Raw genomic sequence first — 20,924 nt, 5'->3', positions numbered from 1 at the left:
ACTGGAAACATGCCCACCAATCACCATGCAGCCGACGATCTGACGGATCATTCGACGGACATCCCTCAGGTAGGGTTGGCCATCATCACCGGGTCGGCAAACTGGGGGCTTGCCTTCCCGGAAGATGTCGAATTCGATGGTGTGCGCACGTTGCGGCGCGACATGAGTTTTGAAACGCCTTTCGGTCGTACCGACAACTGGAAGCTGCTCGAGTTCGATGCGTCCATCACAGCCGAAGGGAGAGCAAAACGTGCGTTGTGCATGTATTCGCACGGCAATCCCCGCGACCGTATCGACCATTCCTGCCATCGCCGCGCGTTCTGGGTATTGATGCGGGCGGGTGTACGGCAAGTTCTCGCCTGCTCGACTGTAGGCGCCGTCAACAAGGCGATCCAGCCGGGCGACATGGTGGTGACCGCCGACATCATTGAACTGACGCAGACCCCGTTTTCACTGCTTCCTGACCGCCAGAGCTTTGACTGTTCGGGCAAGCAAATCGTGTGTCCAAGATGTGCGGCGGTTCTGGTCGAAACGGCCCGCCGTCATTGGCCAGCCGAATGCCGCGTTTACGGCATCGAACAGCAGTTGGTGGCTGCCCATTGTTATGGGCCCCGACTGACAACGCCAGCCGAAGCCTTGGCGTATCGGGGCATGGGTGCGGATGTCCTCAACCATTCCATCGCCCCTGAGGCGACCTTGTCGCGCGAGATCGGCGCGTGTTTCGTGCCTTGCGCATTCGTGACGGCGGGCTTCAACGACTATATGGATCGCAATCGCCAGAAATTGCTGCAGGAGGACGTGCTGCCCAGTCTCTCCATGACAGCCTCGCGGGTCGCGCTGGAGACCGCCGCGCGACTTCCCGCTGATCCGGAATGCTCCTGTCACGGCTTGAAGTCGCCTCAGCCGAAAGAACGCTCCAGCCGGTTCTGAGACGACCTTGGTGCGCCGGATAGCTGAAGCTCTGCCACCGACCAAGAATCCCGAGGGCGCTGCATTGGGCGTGTTTGCGACGTTCGAAACGCTGAGGGCGGCGTTTGAGGATTAGGGTCAAAACTCAATCAGACTGGCTGCCGCCAATGGCCCAGATGGGCGGAACTTGCCGTTTGAATTAGTCGGCGGGAATGAGCACAGAGCGCCATTTGCTGACAATCATGGCGCTTCAGCATTGCGCTCGTTCTCGCTACGACCTGATGCGGACCCGAAGCGGATGGTCGTTTGATCCGGTTAAACTCAACGCGCCACCCGACCACATGCGCCATCTCGAGACGTTCCCGAAAACCTCCACGTCGGTCGCGACTCGACCATGGAGCGGAAGTACAGGCGAAGTACTGTTTCGTTCGAGATGGCCTGGTTCAATCTCCAGCATCCTCCTCCTGCCATACTGGCCGGAGCGAGTGCCGGCCGCGAGCGAGTGGCCTTTGAGCGTAGCTCAGAGCGTCTTGCTCATCATCAGGATCGGAACCGGAGCGCCGCCACGGTCATCGACGAATTTCTCGGCGGGTTGGTAGCCGCAGGCTCGATAGAGCGGCTCTCCTGCCATCGTGGCTGCCAGATCGGCACGGCGGAAGCCCTCAGCCCTAGCGGCACGTTCACACAGCGAAAGGATAAGGCGGCCGACGCCTCGCCGGACAAAGTCCGGATGGGTATACATGGCTCTGATACGCGCCGCGTCCGTGGCTGGATCAAGCAGTGCCGCGTTGCGTCCCGGTGACTGATCACCACCATACATGGTCGTGCGCCGGCTCCAACCACCGCAGCCTGCCAGGACGCCGTCGTGCTCCACGACGAAATAGGTGCCATCATCGACAAGCTGCGTGTCCAGCCCCATGATTGCGCGGCTGGATCGGATCTGGTCATCGTCGAGAAACGGTTTCTGGAGTTCGGAGATCGCTGCATCCATGAGCGCAATCATGGAGGCGAGGTCCTCGCGTCGCGCTATCCGGTGCCGAAAGTCTTCACTGGCCATGTTCAAGCACACCATGAGGCGAACAAACGCACGATATGGCGAATTTCGTTCCGTCAGAAGACCAAAATATTCGCTGCTGCGGCAGCCTTGGGACGCCTGTCGACGGCAGCCGAAGGTATAACCAATGACCAATGACAGTCATTCTGGCAGCCCCGCCATGCGATAACCTTCCACGATATGCCGGCGCACGTCTTCGGCTGGGAATGGCTGCGAATCCGACCAATGCCGGATAGTGAAGTGCGGATTGCTTATCATGAACATTTTCGCCTCCCAGCGCGCTTCCTCCAAACGGCCAAGTTGCGCAAGGCTTGCTGCAAGCAGGCGTCGTGAAGTCGTGCGATAGGTTTCGGGCCTGCGCAGCGTTAGGATCGCGGATTCGTAGTCGCCCAGGGCATATTGGGCCTGGCCCAACATCCAATAATACCAACCGGGCGGGTGAGGGTTGAGTCGCAGTGCCCTGCGGACCTGCTCTATGGCTTCGGCAGGTCGGCCCTTTTCCGTCGTCAACTCGGCCTGCATTGCCCAAGCGTCGGCGTGGTTGGGGTCCAACTCGTGGGCAGCATCGAATTCGGCATCCGATTCCACCCAGCGACTCTCATGTCCAAGTATGACGCCCAATACCCATCTGTTCCCGGCGTCGTTCGGGTCGAGTTCGACCGCCAGCTGTGCTTCGGCGAGCGCTCTTGCGCGGTTGGGGTCCATCGGTTCGTCCCAGAACTCCCAGCCCAGCCAGAGGTTGAGTGCCAGCCAACGGTGCGCCTCCGCGTATTCCGGGTCGAGCGCGATTGCCCGGTCTAGCAGCAAAATGGCCTCTTTCGCGGTGAGCGCCGTTTGCAGGCCAAGGACCCGGGCACGCACACAGAGATCATAGGCCTCCAGGTTGCTCGGTCTGTTGCGCGCCGGCGCGGTGGTCAGGCGGCCAACCAGAGCCTCGACAATCTTGCCGGTCACCTCGTCCTGAACGGCGAAGATATCTTCTAGGCTCCGGTCGAATCTTTCGGCCCAAAGGTGGTCACCCGCGATCGCGTCGATCAGTTGGGCGTTGATACGCACCCGTCCAGCGGCCCGCCGTGCACTACCTTCAAGAAGATGGCGAACTCCCAGTTCTCGCGCGATGCGACGCACATCCACGTGCCTGCCTTTGTATGCAAATGCCGAGTTGCTGGCGATGACGAACAACTCGCTTGTCCTCGACAGATCCGTGATCAAGTCTTCGGTGAGGCCATCGACAAATGCCTCCTGCTCCGGATCATTGCTCATGTTCGTAAAGGGGAGGACGGCAATGGAGGGCTTGGCGGGGAGCTGCAGAGGCGCTTTCTCCGCGAGCCCGCCATCGTCCGATGCGGTCGACAGCCGGATCCGGTAGACAGACACTGGTTCGGTGACGTTCTTGATCGCTTGCGGACCAAGTTCGTCGAAGCCGCAATCGAGCTTCCGCTTGACTTGGTCGTAGACGCTGCCGGACACACAGACATCTCCTGCCCCGGCCATTGCCTGGAGCCGCACTGCGACAATGACGCCGTCGCCGAACAGATCGCCGTCCTCGACAACGACATCGCCCAGATTGATGCCGATATGCAGGTAGATTCTCCGGTCGGCGGTCACACCCTCGTTTGCGGCCGCCATCCGCTTCTGAAGGTCCACGGCGCATGACACGGCGTTCACCGCGCTTCCGAACTCGACCAGAACGCCATCACCCATCACTTTCACAATACGGCCATGACGGTCGCGGACGAGTGGTTCGAGGATTTCCTTCCTCCTCCTCCTTAAAGCGGCCAACGTTCCTTGCTCGTCCAGGTCCAGAAGTCGACTGTAGCCCACCACGTCGGCAGCCAATATGGCGGCAAGGCGGCGTTGGGCGCGTTCTTCGGCCATTTCGCGTTGCTTTCATTGAAAGCAGAAAAGCGAATTTTATGCCGCCCATTTCAAAAGTCTATCAGGTTGACTTCGAAGCTCGATCGCCAAGCAGCTACATAGGGTGATCGCGCCTGTCGATTGTCCCCACTGGGGCCACGACTTGCGCTTGGGGCTCGTCTTGGAGAAGGTCAGCAAGGGGTCAGTGCCGAGTGCCGCGAATGTCGGCTATCGCGCAGTGAAATGGGCTGACGAAGGGCAGCTCAGGGTCAACTTGCGTCGTCAGGGCTCTCGGCGTCAAAGGTCCGAGAGGGTTCGAAGTCGGTCGTTCAGAGTGATTGCGTTTTGACTCCAGAGCGCCGCGCGTCATTGGACGCGCAAAGGACGCTATAACACTTTGAATTTTGCATGATCCTTTCCGAACCGGAGGTCAGCGCAGCAAAACCATGCCGGTTTCCGGGGGTCACACCCTAAGGCAGCCTGAACCGGTATTCGGTCACGTGATGGTAGATCTGCCCGGGCCACAGAGTGGCTTGCGGGAAATACGGCCGGTTGGGCGCATCCGGCCAGATTTGCGGTTCCAGGCAGAAGCCTGAAAACGCCTTGTACTGGCGTCCGCCCAGTCCAGGCGAGGACGGCGCCAGATACTGGCCGGTATAGAGCTGGACACCTGGCTCGGTGGTCCAGAGCTCCATCTCGACGCCGGAATTCGCGCCTTGCGCCCATGATGCCTGCTTCAGCGGCCCGCGCGTCGAGGCGAGGCAGAAATTCTGGTCGTAGGGGAGTTGCTCGCCCTCGGTCTCCATGCGCAGCGGCCGCGCCTGGCGAAAGTCGAAAGGTGTGCCGTCGACCGGCTTGACCGTGCCTGTCGGAATCAAATCGGCGTCGACAGGAAGATAGGCGCCGGCATTCAGCATCAGCCGGTGGTCGAGAATGTCGCCGGCGCCGCCGTCATCCAGGTTGAAATAGGAATGCTGGGTGAGGTTGCAGAGCGTCGGCTCCTCGCAGGTGGCGGTCAGTTCGACGCTGAGCGTACCGGGGATCTTGAGCCGGTAGGTGCAGGTCACGTCGAGCGCGCCGGGAAAGCCCATCATGCCGTCCGGGTCGTGCAGGGTCAGCGTGACAAAATCCCTGCCATGCAGCGAAACCGCCCAGGCCCGGCGCGAAAAACCTTGCGAACCGCCATGCAGCGTGTGCTTTTCGAGGAAATTGCGCTCGGTCTGGTAGCGTTTGCCGGCAAGCGTGAAGCGGCCGTCGCGGATACGGTTGGCATAGCGCCCGACGACAGTGCCGAAGAAGGCGGTATCCGTCTCATAGTGCTCGAAACGATCATAGCCGAGCACCAATGGCGCCTCGTGCCCGGCCAGGTGCAGATCCTGAATGATCGCACCCAGGCCGATGATGTTGGCGGTAAGGCCGCCGCCACGAATGGTGAAACGGCGGACTTCCTCGCCCGCCTGCGTCGTGCCGAAAACCTCGCCGTCCTTCATCGCCATGCTCGCAAGTTCGTTGCTCGATCGACGCCAGCCTGGCCTTTCCGAAGCGGCCCAGGATCGTTTTCGGTATTACCGTATGAGGCTTCTAGAGACCAAGTCCGCCGATGCAGACATATTTGGTGTCGAGATAATCCTCGATGCCCTGATGGCCGCCTTCCTTGCCGAGGCCCGATTCCTTGACGCCGCCGAACGGCGCCTCAGGCGTGGTGATGAGCCCTTCATTGACCCCGACCATGCCGTATTTCAACCCTTCCATGACCCGGAAGGCGCGGCCGAGATCGCCGGTGTAGAAGTAGCAGGCCAGGCCGAACTCGGTGTCGTTGGCGAGTGCCACGGCCTCTTCCTCGGTCTCGAACTTGAACACCGGCGCTACCGGGCCAAAGATTTCTTCCTTCATGAAGCGCATCTTCGGCGTCGCGTTAGCGATCACCGTCGGCTGGAAGAACGAGCCGCCAAGCGCGTGGCGCTTGCCGCCGGCGACGACCTTGCCGCCTTTGGCAGTAGCGTCGGCAATCAGCTCCTCGACCTTCTCCACCGCCTTCTCATCGATCAGCGGTCCCTGCTGGATACCGTCTTCGAGGCCGGAACCGACCTTCAGCCCGTTGCTCGCAGCAGCCAGCTTTTCGACGAACTCGTCATAGATGCCGGCCTGCACCAGGAAGCGGTTGGTGCAGACGCAGGTCTGGCCGGAATTGCGGTATTTGGCGGTGATGGCGCCAGCGACGGCCCGCTCGAGATCGGCGTCGTCGAAGACGATGAACGGCGCATTGCCGCCGAGCTCCATCGACACTTTCTTGACGGTCACCGACGACTTCTGGATCAGGATCTTGCCGACCTCGGTCGAGCCGGTGAAGGTGATCTTCTTGACCAGCGGATTGGCACAGATCTCGTCGCCGATCTCGCCGGCGGCGCCGGTCAGGATATTGATCACGCCTTTGGGGAAGCCGACTTCCTCGGCAAGCGCGCCCCAGGCAAGCCCGGAATAAGGCGTCTGCGACGCCGGCTTGACCACGGCGGTACAGCCGGCGGCAAGCGCCGGACCGAGCTTGCGGGCCAGCATCGAGGATGGAAAATTCCATGGCGTGATGGCGGCGATGACGCCGACCGGCTCCTTGGTCACCAGAATGCGGCGGTCCGCCCAGGGCGACGGCACGACGTCGCCATAGGTGCGGCGGCCCTCTTCGGCGAACCACAATATGTAGGACGCGGCCGAGCCGATCTCGCCCTTCGATTCGAACAGCGACTTGCCCTGCTCGATGGTCAGCAGTTCGGCCAGCACGTCCTGATTGTCCATCATCGCGTCATGCAGCTTGCGCAACAGCTTCGAGCGTTCGAGCGCGGTGGTCTTGCGCCATGTCTTGAAGGCAGCGTCGGCGGCTTCGATGGCGCGGCGGGTCTCGGCCTTGCCCGACTTCGGCACGGTGCCGATCTTGAGGCCGGTGGCAGGATTGTTGACGTCGACCGTCTGGCCCGAATCGGCCTGCACCCATTCGCCATTGATGAGATTGGCCTGCCGCATGAAATGGCTGGTTTTCTGAAGCATGATCTCGCCTCCGTTCGGCACCTGGCGGGCCGGTCGCTGATTTCGTGAATGGACGTGCGCGATAGCATCGCTAGAGCCACTGCTCTTAGCCCAGGGCAAGCCCCGCAAGCAATCACAAGATGGCATATAGGGTTTGGGCCAGCCAAAGCGAGAGCGATCTCGCCGGGCTCTTATCCAAAAACATGGACAACCACGGCCAGCCAAAAGGCCGTGGTGACCACCGCGCTGGCGGTGGCGATGGTCATCTGGTTCGATGCCAGCGCCTGGCCGGTGTTGAACTGCACGGCGATGAGATAGGAGTTGATGCCGGACGGCAGCGCCGCCACCACCACCGCCACCTTTGCGGTCAATGGCGGCAGGCCGATCAGCCAGACCAGGCCAAGAACCAGCGCCGGCATCAGAAACAGTTTCAGCGCCGACAGCGCCAGCGCCGGCCGGACATTGCCGGAAATGCCGAAACGGCGCAGGCTTAGCCCCATGGCGAACAGCGCCACCGGGGCGGCCGTGCCGGCCAGCGCGTCGCTCAGCCGCGTCGCAAGCACCGGCAGCGGCGCACCGGTGAAGCGCCACGCGAGCCCGGCCAGTATGCCGATGATCAGCGGGTTGATGAATACCCTCCTGAGAAAGCTCGTGATGACGCGGAGCGGATGCACAGGCTCGCTGCCGCCGCGGCCGAACATTTCGAACAGGATGATCGAGGCCATCATCATCACCGGCAGGTGAATGGAAACCAGCAGCGACAGCACTTCGAACCCGGCCGGGCCGAACACGCCGATGATGAAGGGAGCACCGAGCAGGACGACATTGGAATAGGACGACGACACGCCGCCGACGACGCCGGCGCGTGCGTCTCGTCCGAAGATGCGCGTAATGACCAGATGGCCGGCAGCCCAGGTAAGCGCCACCGCTGCGAAATAGGCGCCCCACAGCGACCACGGCGCCACGCCGTGGAAATCCGCCTTTATCATGGTCTGGAACAGCAAAAGCGGCATTGCCACGTTGATGGCGAATTCGGATACGCCCTCGCCGCTCGCCGGCTTCAAATAGCCGGTCAACCCGGCAAGATAGCCGAGCCCGACGAGACTGAAGACGAAGAGGACGGTTTCGGTAAGCGGAGACATTTTTGCCGTGATAGGCGAGCCCTGATCGCGGCGCAATCGCCCTTCCCTCGCGAATGTACCAGCCAACAATCCGGCCGCTCGGATCTTGCCCGAATTTGCTCATGGTTGGATGGCAGCGCTATACAGGGTTGTCGGGGGACACGCGGCGAATGGGCCTTGTCGGAAATCAGCACTTCTTCAAGCAGGCGTGGCTGACGGCTTTCGTCGCCGCCCTGCTCTGTCTCGTGGTGACCTCGACTCATGCCGCGGAGCCAGCAAGCCTCAAGGGCGTGGCGCTGATCGTCGGCCAGTCGAAATACCGGCACATAACGGCTCTTCCCAACCCCGCCAACGACGCCCGCGACATCGCCAAGTTGCTGACCGATCTCGGCTTCGACGCGCGCAGCGTCACCGACCGCGACGCGGCAAAGCTGAAGCGTGATCTCGAGCGTTTCGCCGAGGATGCCGAGGACGCCGACGTCGCCTTGATCTACTATTCCGGCCACGGCATCGAGGCCGGCGGCGAAAACTATCTGGTGCCGGTCGACGCCGACGTTTCTTCATTGAAGGACGCCGATCAGGCCCTGGTGCCGATCTCCGCCGTCATGGACGAATTGAAGACGACCGTGCCGGTAACGATCATGCTGCTCGATGCCTGCCGCACCAACCCGTTTCCGGCGGACGCGGTGCTGCGCCGGACGCCCACGGCCTCGGCCTCGCCGATCGGCGCCGGCGGACTGGAGCCGGTGCGCGGCGCCAAGGCACTGGCGGACGCGACCGCGACGGAAAATCTGGGAACGGTGATCGGCTTTGCCGCCGAGCCGGGGCGGCCGGCACTCGACGGTATCGTCGGCGAAAACAGCCCCTACGCAGCGGCACTTCTGCGCCATCTCGCGGCGATGAAGGGCACGGAGTTCGGCTCGGTCATGCGCATGGTGACCGAGGAGGTCTATCTCGACACCAAGGCAAAGCAGCGGCCATGGGTCAATGAAAGCCTGCGCCGGCTGCTCTATTTCGGCGTAGCACCGCAGGAACCGACCGGCGACGACGGGCTGATCACCGGCGAGCGGCGGCAATTGCTGCTGACGATTGCCGAGTTGCCGGACCCCAAGCGGGCACAGGTGGAACTGGCCTCGCTGCAGGACGGCGTGCCGCTCGACGCGCTTTATGGCGTGCTGAAGGCGCTCGGCACCGAAAAGATGCCCGAAGACCCCACCGACCTGCAAAAGCTGCTCGACGCCCAGGCCGAGCGCCTGAAGAAGATGATTTCCGAGCGCGACGCGCTGCGCACCGACGACCCCGAGATAAGCCGCCTCGTCGCCTCGGCCGACAAGGCCATAGGCCAGGGCGCCATCGTCACCGCGCGCAACTTCCTCGACCAAGCGGTGGGCCGGGTCGAGCAGGCCAGCGGCGCCGTCGACCAGGCGGAGGAATTGGTCAGGCAAAAACGTCTTGCCGACGCGGCGATTTATACCAGGCGCGCCGACGCTTCGGCGCTGGTCTTCGACTATCTGTCGGCCGCCAACGATTACGGCAAGGCCTTCTCGCTGGTCGAGAAATGGGACGACAGACTGCGCTGGAACTACAAGAACCAGGAGGCGGAAGCGCTGAATGCCCATGGCAATGCCACCGGCGACAGGCAAGCGCTGCAGCGCGCCATCGACGCCTACCGCGTCATCCTGAATTTCATCCCCAATGGCGAGCAGAACCGCGACTGGGCGATCACCCGCAACAACATGGCGGTGGTGCTGCAGACGATCGGCGAGCGCGAGCGCCAAATCGACCGGCTGGAAGAGGCCGCGAAAATCTTTCGCGATTCGCTTGCCGTGTTCGAGCGCGAGAAGGATGATCTCAACTGGGCGGCCGCCCAGAATAACCTGGCCAATGTGCTGTTGAAGATCGGCGAACGCGAGAGCGACCCGAAACGCCTGAACGAGGCAGTGGTGGCGATGCGCGCCACGCTGGAGAAGCGGCCGCGCGGCAAAGTCCCGCTGGACTGGGCCGCCTCGCAAAGCAACCTTGGCCTTGCGCTTTACGCGCTTTCGGAACGCGAACCGGGCGGCGCGCGCCTGACCGAGGCCGAGGCCGCCTACCGGCTGGCGCTTGAAGAATACACGCGCGAAAAGGCGCCCGTTCAGTGGGCGATGGTCCAGAACAATCTCGGCAACACGCTGGTGTCTCTCGGCACGCAACGCAACGACAAGGCAAAAATCGACGAGGCAGCCGCGGCATTCCGCGCCGCGCTCGAAATCCGCACACGCGACACCTTCCCGCTCTCCTGGGCAAGCAGCCGTCTCAATCTGGGTAACGCGCTGAGCAGTGCTGCCCGTTTCGATCTCGGAACCGGCCTGCTCGAAGAGGCGGCTGCTGCCTATGGCGACGCGCTGACCATATTCACCCGCCAACGTTTTCCAACGGATTGGGCTTCGGCGGAGAACAATCTCGGCTCGATCTACCAGACGCTCGGCCAGCGCACGCGCGATCCTGCCAGGCTTGGGCAATCGGCTGCTGCATACCGGGCGGCACGGCGCGTCTATACCAAGAAGGAGTTTCCGCTCGACTGGGCGATGACCCACTACAATCTCGGCAACACGCTGCAACTGCTCGGCGGCGTGACCGACAAGCCGGTGCACTACGAGGCGGCGATCGAGGCCTATCGCGATGCACTGCGCGAATACAAGCGCGAGACGACGCCGCGGCAATGGGCGCTGGCGCAGGCCGGCCTCGGCTCGGCGCTGCAATGGCTGAGCATGAGCGAGGCCGACACCAGCAAACTGGTCGCTTCGATCGCCGCGCGCCGAGCGGCGCTGGAGGTGCTGACCTTCGAAACCTCGCCCGTCGATTGGGCAAACGCGCAGAACGGCATCGGCATGAGCCTGATCAATCTCGGCAATCTCGAACGGACCGGCAGATATCTGGACGACGCCGAAGCCGCCTTCGAGGCGACGCTCAAGGTCTTCACCCGCGAAGGCCAGCCGATGCAATGGGCCTTCGAGCAGAACAATCTCGGCGACGTCCACTGGAACCGCGGCAGCTATGGCGGCGGCAATGCCGAATACCAAAAGGCGATCGAATTCTTCGAGAACGCCAAGCAAGGCTTTACCGAAGCCGGCTACACACTCCCCATCCCGCTGACCGACCGCAAGATCGATCTGGTGAAGAAGCAGATAGCGAAGAAATAGGCGTCTCGGCCGCAGGTTGCACTCGGCTTGTCTTTCAGCCGGCTTTGCCGTCCCTATATGCCGGTCACCGGGGACCTGCCTGCCGGTCACCCGAAAGGATGTCTGATGCTTCGATTTGTGCTGGCGCTGCTGTTGCTTGCCGTTTCCGCCACAGCCCATGCGACGGAAGCCGGCTGGGCGCTGCTCCGCGACGGCGGGCATGTGGTCCTGCTTCGCCATGCCATGGTCACCGGCACCACCGATGCGGCCAATTTCGACCTCGGCAAATGCGCGACCCAGGTCAATCTCTCTGAGCGCGGCAAGCAACAGGCGCGCAAGATCGGCGCGCTGTTTGGCGCCCGCGCCGCACCGGTCGAGCGCGTGCTGTCCAGCCGCTATTGCCGCTGCCTCGAGACCGCCCGCATCGCTTTCGAAAGCGAGCCGGAGCCGTTCGCACCGCTTGACCTGCTGAAGACCGACGAAAAGGAAAAGGCCGACCAGATTGCCGCGATCCTTGCCGAGATCCGCGGCTATTCCGGCTCCGACAATCTGGTCATGGTCACGCATCTCGAAAACATCCAGGAATTGACCGGGATCTCGCCGCGTGAAGGCGAGGCGGTGGTCGTCGAGCCGCAGGGCGACGGCCTGCGAGTACTCGGCCGCGTCACTTTCTGACTGCGCCGGAGCCGGTTGAAGCGTTCGCTAGTAGTACCTTAAGCGGAATACCGGTTCCGACCCGCGATGAGGTCTTGATCGAGTCCAAGGTCGACATCGACCCTTAGTCAGGACCAACGAGCGCTTTCAACGAAAGCGAATGCGATGGTACGTCTCATCAGGCCTTCCGAGCGTTGACAACGGGCGAGGTTTTCGTCCTCTACTTTGCCGGCCGGAGCCTCAGCGGCCGAAAAAAGGCCCGGATGTCCTCGACCAGGAGTTCGGGTTGCTCAATCGCCGCGAAATGTCCTCCTTTCGGCATGTCGGTCCAGCGCTCGACACGGAAGACTCGCTCGACCCAGGAGCGAGGTGGCATAGGAAGCTCTCGAGGGAAGACTGCAACGCCGAGGGGCGGTATTATTCGCTCTCTTGGCCCGAAGATCAGGGGGCAGAGCCGGTTCTCTTTGTAAATCCGGAGCGAGGCCTCGATCGTGTTACCGAACCAGTAGAGCGAGATGTCGGTAAGCAGCGTGTCTAGAGGGATGGCGCGTTCGAGTTCGCCTTCGCAGTCGCTCCAACTGCGGAACTTCTCGGCAATCCATGCGGCTAGCCCGATTGGGGAATCTGTCAGTGCAAAGGCTAGCGTCTGGGGCTTGGTCCCCTGCAGAAAAGCGTAGGCCCCCTCCGTCGCGGCGAAATTCGCCGCACTGTCGAGGAATGCCTTCTCCTCCGGCGTGACAGGTGGGTCGTCGCGACCGAGGGTCGGGCGGAAACTGCCCGGAATGTAATTCAGGTGCAATCCGATAAGGTCCTCCGGGTAAAGCTGAGCGAGCCAGGTCGAGACGCCGGCGCCGATGTCGCCACCTTGTGCGGCGAAGCGATCATATCCCAGTTCGCGCATCAGCCCCCGCCACAGCTTCGCGACATGCTTTGAGCTAACGCCGGCTTGACGCGGCGGGGACGAGAAGCCGAAACCCGGAAGCGACGGTGCGACGACATCGAAGGCGTCATCGGCATCCCCGCCGTATTTGGCAGGTTCCGTGAGCAGCGGAATGACATGCTCGAACTCGGCGAAGGAGCCGGGCCAGCCATGAGTGAGGATCAACGGCAAGGGCGATGACCCCTTTCCTTTCTGGTGAACGAAATGGATGTCGCACCCGTCTATCGTGACCCTAAACTGAGGCAACAGGTTCAGACGTTTTTCGTGATCGCGCCACCTGAAATCGTATTCCCAGTAACGTGAAAGCTTTCTGAGGAAATCAACGTCAGTACCGTCCTCCCATCCGTATGCGAAGATCGACGACGGCCATCTTGTCGCTTGGATACGACGCTGGAGGTACTCGATCTGTTCATCCGGGATGTGGATGTGGAAGGAATGCATGACCACGGGTGTTGCTCCGATCAGCGGCGAAGAATTGTCCCATCAAGGCACAGAACGAAGGAAAACTCACTGAGCGACCGCTTTGTCCGCTACTTGCTCGTTCCCATCTACGAGACGAAGGTAACATTCCACCGTTGGTGGCAATTCGTTCAAGTTACCCGGCGTCAGATTTTCACCGCTACCAGCCAAGCGTCGACATGGAGCTTCCATCCCTCGATCATGTCCGCGAACGCGTCCTCCGTCAGTTCGGACAGATACGATGGTCCTGCCGGGCTCAGGCAGTGAACGCATAGGTAATCGACGCCTCCGTGCCTCCGTTAGTGGTCGGTCGGCAGGCCACCTCGACAATCCGACACGCGAATCCGGCGTAACGCGAACATAGCGGATGCGGTGCGCCAGCCGCCCACCCATGCTCATGTCGCCATGCTTAGCCAAGGCCTTGAGCACCTTCACCAATCGTTTTTCCAGGCGCACCCGGTCTGCACGCGTTCTATGGTCATAGATCTTCGTGGTACATTGGTACACGCAATGACCAGAGATGGGACGGTTTCGGCATATCGCCGGGAGGGGTTGCCAGCGACCCCTATTGCTCTGCCAGAACAGCAATCCCAGTTGCCGCCGGCGCATCAGGCCTTTTCCTGCCCGGAAAAACCGATTAGACAGCCCAAAACACATGCGGACAGATTCCGCCCGCAATCGAAGGAAAAGCCCTTGTCCACCACGTTCGACAAAGTCGCCAAGATCATCGCCGATACCAGCGAGATCGACATCGAGACGATCACGCCCGAAAGCCACACCATCGACGATCTCGGCATCGACAGCCTCGACTTCCTCGACATCGTCTTTGCCATCGACAAGGAATTCGGCATCAAGGTGCCGCTGGAAAAGTGGACGCAGGAGGTCAATGACGGCAAGGCGTCGACCGACGACTATTTCGTCATGAAGAACCTGTGCGCCAAGATCGACGCGCTCGTCGCCGCCAAGAACGCCACGTAAGCACAGCGCTTGACGCGCCTTCACCCGAACAGCCGCCCATGAACCCCCACGACGTCGTCATATCAGGCATCGGCCTAGTCTCGTCGCTGGGCGAGGGTCCGGATGCGCATTGGCAAAAGCTCGTCCAGCCGCGCCTTGAGCCGGTTCTGGAGGCCTCGCGCTTCTCGCCCTATACAGTCCACCCGCTGCCGGAGGTCGACTGGAACCTGCAGATCTCCAAGCGTGGCGACCAGCGGCAGATGGAGACCTGGCAGAGGCTCGGCACCTATGCGGCCGGCCTTGCGCTCGATGATGCCGGCATCAAGGGCAATGACGAACTCTGCGCGACCATGGACATGGTGGTGGCCGCCGGCGGCGGCGAGCGCGACGAAGCGGTCGACGCGGCCATTCTCGCGGCATCGGAAAGCCGCAATGACCGCGACGTGCTGCTCAACGAGAAGCTGACCACGGAATTGCGCCCGACGCTGTTTCTGGCACAGCTTTCCAACCTGCTCGCCGGCAACATCTCGATTGTCCACAAGGTGACGGGGTCGTCGCGCACCTTCATGGGCGAGGAAGGTGCGGGCGTCGCCGCCGTCGAGACCGCGGCCGCGCGCATCCGTTCCGGTCAGTCGACGCATATACTGGTCGGCGGCGCTTTCCAGACCGAACATTCCGACATGCTGCTCGGCTATGAACTGGCCGGCTACCTGCATCGCGGTCCGTGGCGGCCGGTCTGGCAGAGGCAAGGTGCCGAGGGCGGCGGCGTGGTGACCGGATCCGGCGGCGCGTTTCTCGTCCTGGAGCAGCGCGAGCACGCGACAAGCCGTGGCCGGAAGATCTATGCGGAACTTGGCCCGGTCCTGTCCGGTCGCGCCAGGCGCCGGCGGGGCGAACTCGATGGAGAGATCGCCATGCTGCTGAAGCAAGCCGCATTGCCGGACGGCGAGTTGCTGGCGATCTCCGGCGCTTCGGGCGCCCATGCCGCGACCGCCGCCGAGAAATCGGCGCTCGAGGCCAATCCGGCGATCGCCGCACGCGGCTTTTCGACGCTCACCGGCCACATGAAGGAAGCGCAGTTCCCCTTCGCCGTCGCGCTGGCGGCCCTGGCTGTCGACCGCGAGGCCGCCTACCCTGTCTTCGACGCCACAGTCGAAAAACCGTTTGCCGGCGTCCCGAAGACCGTCCTTGCAACGGCGATCGGCTATCACCAATTCGAGGGCATGGCGCTGATCAAAGCCGCCTAGAGCATCGGACCGAAAACGTGACGCGGTTTTCGGGCGATCCGATGCTCCAAGAGAAACAGGTTTTTGGACAACAAATGGCCAATCTGAACGACCACATGGGCAGGCCGATCGTCGCCGTCACCGGCATCGGCGTGGTGACCTCGCTCGGTGTCGGCAAGGCCGATAATTGGGCGGCGCTGACATCCGGCAAGTCCGGCATCCATCCGATCACCCGCTTCCCGGTCGATCATCTCAACACCCGCATCTCCGGCATGGTCGATTTCCTGCCGTCGAGTTCCAAGGGCGCCAGTCTCCTCACCTATGAGCTTGCCGAAACCGCGGCCCAGGAAGCGATGTCTGAGGCAGGCCTCGATGCCGGCGATTTCGGCGGACCGCTTTTCCTCGCTTCGCCGCCGGTCGAACTCGACTGGAGCGAGCGCTTTTCGCTCTACAATTCCGACACGCACGATACCGGTGCAGAGAGGCTCCTGCGGGTGGCGCGCGGCCTGAGGGAACTCGACATTTTCGAGACCACCCAGTTCGGTTCGATCGCCGACCGGCTTGCCGATCGTTTCGGCACGCGCGGCCTGCCGATCACGCTGTCGACCGCCTGCGCCTCGGGCGCCACGGCGATCCAGCTCGGCGTCGAGGCGATCCGCCGCGGCGAATGCGACCGGGCGCTGTCGATCGGCGCCGACGGATCGGCAACCGCGGAGGCGCTGATCCGCTTCTCGCTTCTGTCGGCGCTCTCCACCCATAACGACATCCCCGAAAAGGCATCCAAGCCGTTCTCCAAGGATCGCGACGGCTTCGTGCTGGCCGAAGGCTCGGGCGCCCTTGTGCTGGAATCGCTGGAGGCAGCACTTGCCCGCGGCGCCACCATTCTCGGCATATTGCGCGGCTGCGGCGAAAAGGCCGACGACTTCCATCGCACCCGCTCCAAGCCGGACGGTTCGCCGGCGATCGCGGCGGTGCGCGCCGCCCTTGCCGATGCCGGCCTGAGCGAGGACGGGATCGATTATGTCAACGCCCATGGCACCTCGACGCCCGAAAACGACAAGATGGAGCATTTGTCGCTGTCGACGGTGTTCGGCGAGCGTATCTCGTCAATGCCGGTCTCGTCGAACAAGTCGATGATCGGCCATACCCTATCGGCAGCCGGTGCCGTCGAGGCTGCATTTTCGCTGATGACGATGCGCGAAAGCGTCATTCCGCCGACCATCAACTACGACAATCCCGACCCGGCGATCGTGCTCGACGTGGTGCCGAACACCAAGCGCAACGCCGAGGTCGGCACGGTCCTGTCGAACTCCTTCGGCTTCGGCGGCCAGAACACCTGCCTTGTCATGGCGCGGGAACCGGTCTAAGCGACCGTTCCGCTCTAGCACTGTTGTCGTGCGCATGGTCCTTTCCGAAACGGTTCTCGGGTCATGCGCAACCTGGGATCTGGCATGCGCGCATTGCAACTTATCGAGGATCGCCGGCTTGAAACGGTGGACCTGCCACCACCGCCGCCGCCTTCGCTCGGCGAGGTGACGCTGCGCATCAAGGCCGTGGCGCTGAACCACATCGACGTCTGGGGCTGGCGCGGCATGGCTTTTGCCAAGCGCAAGCTGCCGCTGGTCGTCGGCGCCGAGGCTTCCGGCGAGGTCGAGGCGGTCGGCCCCGGCGTTTCCAGCCTTGTGCCCGGGCAATTGGTGTCGATCTATGGAGCCCGCACCTGCGGTCTTTGCCGCGCCTGCCGCGAAGGCCGCGACAATCTCTGCGAGCATGTTTCGGGCGTGCACGGCTTCCATCTCGACGGCTTTGCGCAGGAAAAGATCAACCTGCCGGCGCGCCTTCTGGTCCCCGCGCCGCCCGGCGTGAGCGAGATCGGCGCGGCGGTGGCGCCGGTTACCTTCGGCACGGTCGAGCATATGCTGTTCGACAATGCCCGGCTGCAGCCCGGCGAGACGATACTCGTCCATGCCGGCGGCTCCGGCATCGGCTCAGCCGCCATTCAGCTGGCCAAGAAGATGGGCTGCACGGTCATCACCACCGTCGGCTCGAACGAAAAGATCGACAAGGCCAAGGCGCTCGGCGCCGACCACGTCATCAATTACCGCGAGGACCGCTTCGAAGGCGTCGTGCGCAAGCTGACGAAGAAGAAGGGCGTCGACGTGGTGTTCGAGCATGTCGGCGCCGACACCTTTGCCGCCTCGATGCTGTGCCTGAAACGCGGCGGACGGCTGGTCACCTGCGGCTCGACCTCCGGTGTGTCGACGCAAATCAATTTGATGCAGTTGTTCCAGCAGCAGCTGAAGCTGCTCGGCTCGTTCGGCTGCCGCATGGAAAACATGGCCGACGCCATGCAGAAGATGGCGGCGGGTCTTGTCGCGCCGGTGATCGACACCGAGGTCGGCTTCGACGGCATCGATGCCGCGCTGAAGCGCATGGAAGGCCGCGACGTGTTCGGCAAGATCATCCTGCGCGTCGGCTGAGAATGGTCGGCAAGACTTTCAGGAAGATCAGCCGGGACCTGGGATTCCGCCATGGCCGGCGGCTTCGACGGTTCAACTACTGGCTGGTCGCGCGGGTCGCGATGATCATCATCTCCGCGCTGCGCCTGCTGCCGCCCGACAGGGCGCTCAATTTCGCCGACCGCGCCGCCCGCCACATCGGCCCTTGGGTGCAGCGCCACAAGGTTGCGATCGACAATCTGCGCAAGGCCTATCCGGAAAAGAGCGATACAGAGATCGAGGCGATCGCCTCCGACATGTGGGGCAACATGGCTCGCCTCGCCGCCGAATATATCTTCCTCGATGCTTTGTTCGACTACGATCCTGCTGCGACGAAGCCGGGCCGTGTCGAGGTCAAGGGCGTGGAGCATTTCGTGCGCATCGCCGGCGAGGACAAGCCGCATATCGTCTTCACAGGGCATCTCGGCAATTTCGAGCTGCTGCCGGTGGCTGCTGCCACCTTCGGCATGAACATCACGGCGCTGTTTCGCCCGCCCAACAACCCTTACCTCGCCGACTACATCCTCTCGACCCGCCGCTCGAGCATGGGATCGCTGCTGCCGTCTTCGACCGGCGCCTCGTTCGCGCTTGCGGCTATCCTGGAGAACGGCGGCAATATCGGCGTGCTGGTCGACCAGAAATTCACGGGCGGGCTCGAGACGACATTCTTCGGCCGCCCCTGCGAGAGCAACCGCGTACTAGGCACGCTGGCCCGGCATTACGATTGCGATGTCTACCCGGCGCGCTGCGTGCGCTTGCCGAACAATCGTTTCCGGCTCGAAATCGAGGACAAGCTCACCTTGCCGCGCACCGCAGGCGGCAATGTCGACGTCCCCGCCACCACTCAGCTTCTCAACGATGTGGTCGAGCGCTGGGTGCGCGAAGACCCTGGCCAGTGGATGTGGTTCCACAAGCGCTGGGAGATCAGCAAGCGCAGAAAGCGGCGGCCGTTGAAATTGCGCGACAAAGCCGCCTGAGCGGAAATCATAGCAAACATTTTCCGCTACTGACGTATTTTGTTCTTGCTTTGTGCCGGCAGCTATGCTACTAACTTCGGTATGGTGCTACTTGGCGCCGACGAACCTGCCGCTCCGGCGGGTTTTTTATTTTCGGGCCCAGTGACAGGCCTAATTCGTCACCAGGATCCGCGTGTTGCCGAAGCCGGCTTTGCGCACCATCGAATAGAAGGCCGCGGCGTTGCTGGGGTGGAGGCGCACACAGCCATGCGATGCCGGGCGCCCCAATTGCCGGACGGCACCGGTGCCGTGGATGGCATAGCCGCCGCGGAAGAACACCGAATAGGGCATCGGCGACATATCGTATTTGCGCGAATACCACATCCTGGCCGTCCGCTGCGGACGATAGCTGCCGCGCGGCGTGATGTAGCCTTTGCGGGCGGTGGAAACGCTCCACCGGTAATACGAAAGCCCGTATCTTACCGTCATCGTCTGTGAGGAAATATCAATGTTCGCGACCAGGCTGGCCGCCCGGCCCTCGAACGACGAACCGAACAGCATCGCTACCAATGCTGCTGCCATGAGAACAGTGTTTTTCATGCGATCAAACCCCTTTGATGCCCCTTGCCTGCCTGCCCTCACGCTGTTCTCCAGCATTTTGATGGCAAGCCAGCGAGCTAACACCTACTCCCTGACGATTTCACCAATCCAAAGCAGCGAATTTGAACGATTTCCCGCAATAGTTGCCGTAACGACACGCAATCGCCTCGCAATTCGCCATCGGGCTTGCAAAACCGCCTCATCCGCTGCTCAATTCGCCGAATGAACGAACCGAACGAACGGCTCCTCAAGGCGATCGATGACCGAGCCGATGATCTGGTTGCGCTGGCCGCGGATCTGATCCGCTTTCCGACCATCAACCCGCCCGGCGAAGCCTATCAGCCGTGTGCCGAATTTATCGGCGCGCGGCTGAAGAAGCGCGGTTTTGAGATCGAATTCATCCGTGCCGAAGGCACGCCCGGCGACACTGACCGTTATCCGCGCGTCAACGTCGTCGCCCGCTTCGATGGCCGCGCGCCGGGTGCTTGCGTGCACTTCAATTCGCATATCGACGTGGTCGAGCCCGGCGACGGCTGGAGCCTCGATCCGTTCGCCGGCATCGTCAGGGACGGCAAGGTCTATGGCCGCGGTGCTTGCGACATGAAAGGTGGGCTTGCCGCCTCGATCATCGCCGCTGAAGCCTTCATGGAGGTCTTTCCCGATTTTCCCGGCGCCATCGAGATTTCGGGGACGGTCGACGAGGAGTCCGGCGGCTTTGGCGGCGTCGCGCATCTGGCGAAGCTCGGCTATTTCTCCAGGCCGAAGGTCGACCACGTCATCATTCCCGAGCCGCTCAACAAGGACCGCATCTGCCTCGGCCATCGCGGCGTCTGGTGGGCGGAGATCGAGACCAAAGGCGAGATCGCGCACGGCTCGATGCCGTTCCTCGGCGACAATGCGGTACGCCATATGGGCGCCGTGCTGCGGGCCTTCGAGGACGAATTGTTTCCGGCGCTCGACCGCAAAATGACGCGCATGCCGGTCGTGCCCGAAGGCGCAAAACGCTCGACCATGAACATCAACTCGATCCATGGCGGCCAGACGGAGGATTTCCGGCCCGGCCTGCCCTCGCCCAACGTGCCTGATTCCTGCCGGCTGACCATCGACCGCCGTTTCCTGCTCGAAGAGGATCTCGGCACGGTCAAAAGCGAAGTGATCGATATCCTCGAGCGGCTGAAGCGCGAGCGCAAGAAATTCGATTACGAAATCCGCGATCTGATGGAAGTGCTGCCGCTGATGACCGAGCGCGACGCACCGGTGGTGAAGGCGGTCGCGCAAGGCATCATGGAGATATTCGACCGCGAGCCGGATTACGTGATCTCGCCCGGCACCTACGACCAGAAACACGTCGCCCGCATCGGCCACATCTATGACTGCATCGCTTATGGGCCGGGCATTCTCGACCTTGCCCACCGACCCGACGAATGGGTCGGCATTGCCGATATGTTGGACTCGGCAAAGGTGATGGCAATCGGCCTCGGCGTTCTGCTGAGGGGGGCCGGCCCGCAATGATC

Annotated in this window: 16 protein-coding genes; 9 read left to right on the top strand and 7 right to left on the bottom strand. The window is 62.4% G+C overall.

What is annotated here, in order from left to right:
- Positions 1 to 9: 9 nt before the first annotated feature.
- On the top strand, positions 10 to 930 hold the full coding sequence (locus NKJ93_RS16540) for a phosphorylase family protein (protein WP_023719986.1): 921 nt from the start codon (positions 10 to 12) through the stop codon (positions 928 to 930).
- A 499-nt stretch (positions 931 to 1,429) separates the two neighbouring features.
- Here NKJ93_RS16540 and NKJ93_RS16535 read toward each other — a convergent pair whose 3' ends face one another.
- From NKJ93_RS16535 to NKJ93_RS16515, 5 genes are all read right to left on the bottom strand, one after another.
- Positions 1,430 to 2,098: a GNAT family N-acetyltransferase gene (locus NKJ93_RS16535; protein ID WP_352590199.1), complete on the bottom strand. Its 669-nt coding sequence runs from the start codon at positions 2,096 to 2,098 to the stop codon at positions 1,430 to 1,432.
- 6 nt (positions 2,099 to 2,104) lie between these two features.
- On the bottom strand, positions 2,105 to 3,841 hold the full coding sequence (locus NKJ93_RS16530) for an adenylate/guanylate cyclase domain-containing protein (RefSeq protein WP_352590196.1): 1,737 nt from the start codon (positions 3,839 to 3,841) through the stop codon (positions 2,105 to 2,107).
- Positions 3,842 to 4,290: 449 nt separating this feature from the next.
- Complete coding sequence (locus NKJ93_RS16525; protein WP_352470329.1) at positions 4,291 to 5,316, bottom strand: aldose epimerase family protein; 1,026 nt, start codon at positions 5,314 to 5,316, stop codon at positions 4,291 to 4,293.
- A gap of 85 nt (positions 5,317 to 5,401) precedes the next feature.
- The gene (locus tag NKJ93_RS16520; RefSeq protein ID WP_352590193.1) at positions 5,402 to 6,859 is read right to left on the bottom strand and encodes an NAD-dependent succinate-semialdehyde dehydrogenase; all 1,458 of its coding nucleotides are present in this window, start codon (positions 6,857 to 6,859) and stop codon (positions 5,402 to 5,404) included.
- 170 nt (positions 6,860 to 7,029) lie between these two features.
- Positions 7,030 to 7,980, bottom strand: coding sequence for an AEC family transporter (locus NKJ93_RS16515; protein ID WP_352590222.1), 951 nt, complete (start codon positions 7,978 to 7,980; stop codon positions 7,030 to 7,032).
- A 149-nt stretch (positions 7,981 to 8,129) separates the two neighbouring features.
- Between NKJ93_RS16515 and NKJ93_RS16510 the strand changes: the two genes are divergently transcribed.
- Both NKJ93_RS16510 and NKJ93_RS16505 read left to right on the top strand, forming a co-directional pair.
- The gene (locus tag NKJ93_RS16510; protein ID WP_352590190.1) at positions 8,130 to 11,141 is read left to right on the top strand and encodes a caspase family protein; all 3,012 of its coding nucleotides are present in this window, start codon (positions 8,130 to 8,132) and stop codon (positions 11,139 to 11,141) included.
- A 105-nt stretch (positions 11,142 to 11,246) separates the two neighbouring features.
- On the top strand, positions 11,247 to 11,795 hold the full coding sequence (locus tag NKJ93_RS16505; RefSeq protein WP_352495969.1) for a histidine phosphatase family protein: 549 nt from the start codon (positions 11,247 to 11,249) through the stop codon (positions 11,793 to 11,795).
- Positions 11,796 to 11,994: 199 nt separating this feature from the next.
- On the opposite strand, the gene NKJ93_RS16500 is transcribed toward NKJ93_RS16505, so the two are convergent.
- Complete coding sequence (locus tag NKJ93_RS16500; RefSeq protein ID WP_352495987.1) at positions 11,995 to 13,155, bottom strand: epoxide hydrolase family protein; 1,161 nt, start codon at positions 13,153 to 13,155, stop codon at positions 11,995 to 11,997.
- A gap of 711 nt (positions 13,156 to 13,866) precedes the next feature.
- Between NKJ93_RS16500 and NKJ93_RS16495 the strand changes: the two genes are divergently transcribed.
- The 5 genes from NKJ93_RS16495 (at position 13,867) to NKJ93_RS16475 (ending at position 18,831) form a co-directional block, all read left to right on the top strand.
- Complete coding sequence (locus tag NKJ93_RS16495; RefSeq protein ID WP_023719977.1) at positions 13,867 to 14,151, top strand: acyl carrier protein; 285 nt, start codon at positions 13,867 to 13,869, stop codon at positions 14,149 to 14,151.
- Between the two features lie 38 nt (positions 14,152 to 14,189).
- A complete protein-coding gene (locus NKJ93_RS16490) occupies positions 14,190 to 15,377 on the top strand; it encodes a beta-ketoacyl-ACP synthase (protein WP_352495968.1) in 1,188 nt (395 codons plus the stop codon).
- Between the two features lie 74 nt (positions 15,378 to 15,451).
- On the top strand, positions 15,452 to 16,723 hold the full coding sequence (locus tag NKJ93_RS16485; RefSeq protein ID WP_023719975.1) for a beta-ketoacyl-ACP synthase: 1,272 nt from the start codon (positions 15,452 to 15,454) through the stop codon (positions 16,721 to 16,723).
- 84 nt (positions 16,724 to 16,807) lie between these two features.
- A complete protein-coding gene (locus NKJ93_RS16480; RefSeq protein WP_352484196.1) occupies positions 16,808 to 17,836 on the top strand; it encodes a zinc-binding dehydrogenase in 1,029 nt (342 codons plus the stop codon).
- A 2-nt stretch (positions 17,837 to 17,838) separates the two neighbouring features.
- Positions 17,839 to 18,831, top strand: coding sequence for a lipid A biosynthesis lauroyl acyltransferase (locus tag NKJ93_RS16475; RefSeq protein ID WP_352484195.1), 993 nt, complete (start codon positions 17,839 to 17,841; stop codon positions 18,829 to 18,831).
- Between the two features lie 150 nt (positions 18,832 to 18,981).
- Here the strand turns inward: NKJ93_RS16475 and NKJ93_RS16470 are convergent, their stop codons facing one another.
- Entirely contained in the window at positions 18,982 to 19,410 is a 429-nt protein-coding gene (locus NKJ93_RS16470; RefSeq protein WP_023719972.1) for a L,D-transpeptidase, read from the bottom strand.
- Between the two features lie 222 nt (positions 19,411 to 19,632).
- Here NKJ93_RS16470 and NKJ93_RS16465 point away from each other — a divergent pair, with 222 nt between their 5' ends.
- A complete protein-coding gene (locus NKJ93_RS16465; RefSeq protein ID WP_352495967.1) occupies positions 19,633 to 20,922 on the top strand; it encodes an acetylornithine deacetylase/succinyl-diaminopimelate desuccinylase family protein in 1,290 nt (429 codons plus the stop codon).
- Positions 20,923 to 20,924: the final 2 nt, after the last annotated feature.

It is taken from the genome of Mesorhizobium sp. M0028 (assembly GCF_040323855.1).
In the GTDB taxonomy this organism is placed as follows: domain Bacteria; phylum Pseudomonadota; class Alphaproteobacteria; order Rhizobiales; family Rhizobiaceae; genus Mesorhizobium.
This window is presented reverse-complemented; position numbering and strand designations above follow the sequence as displayed.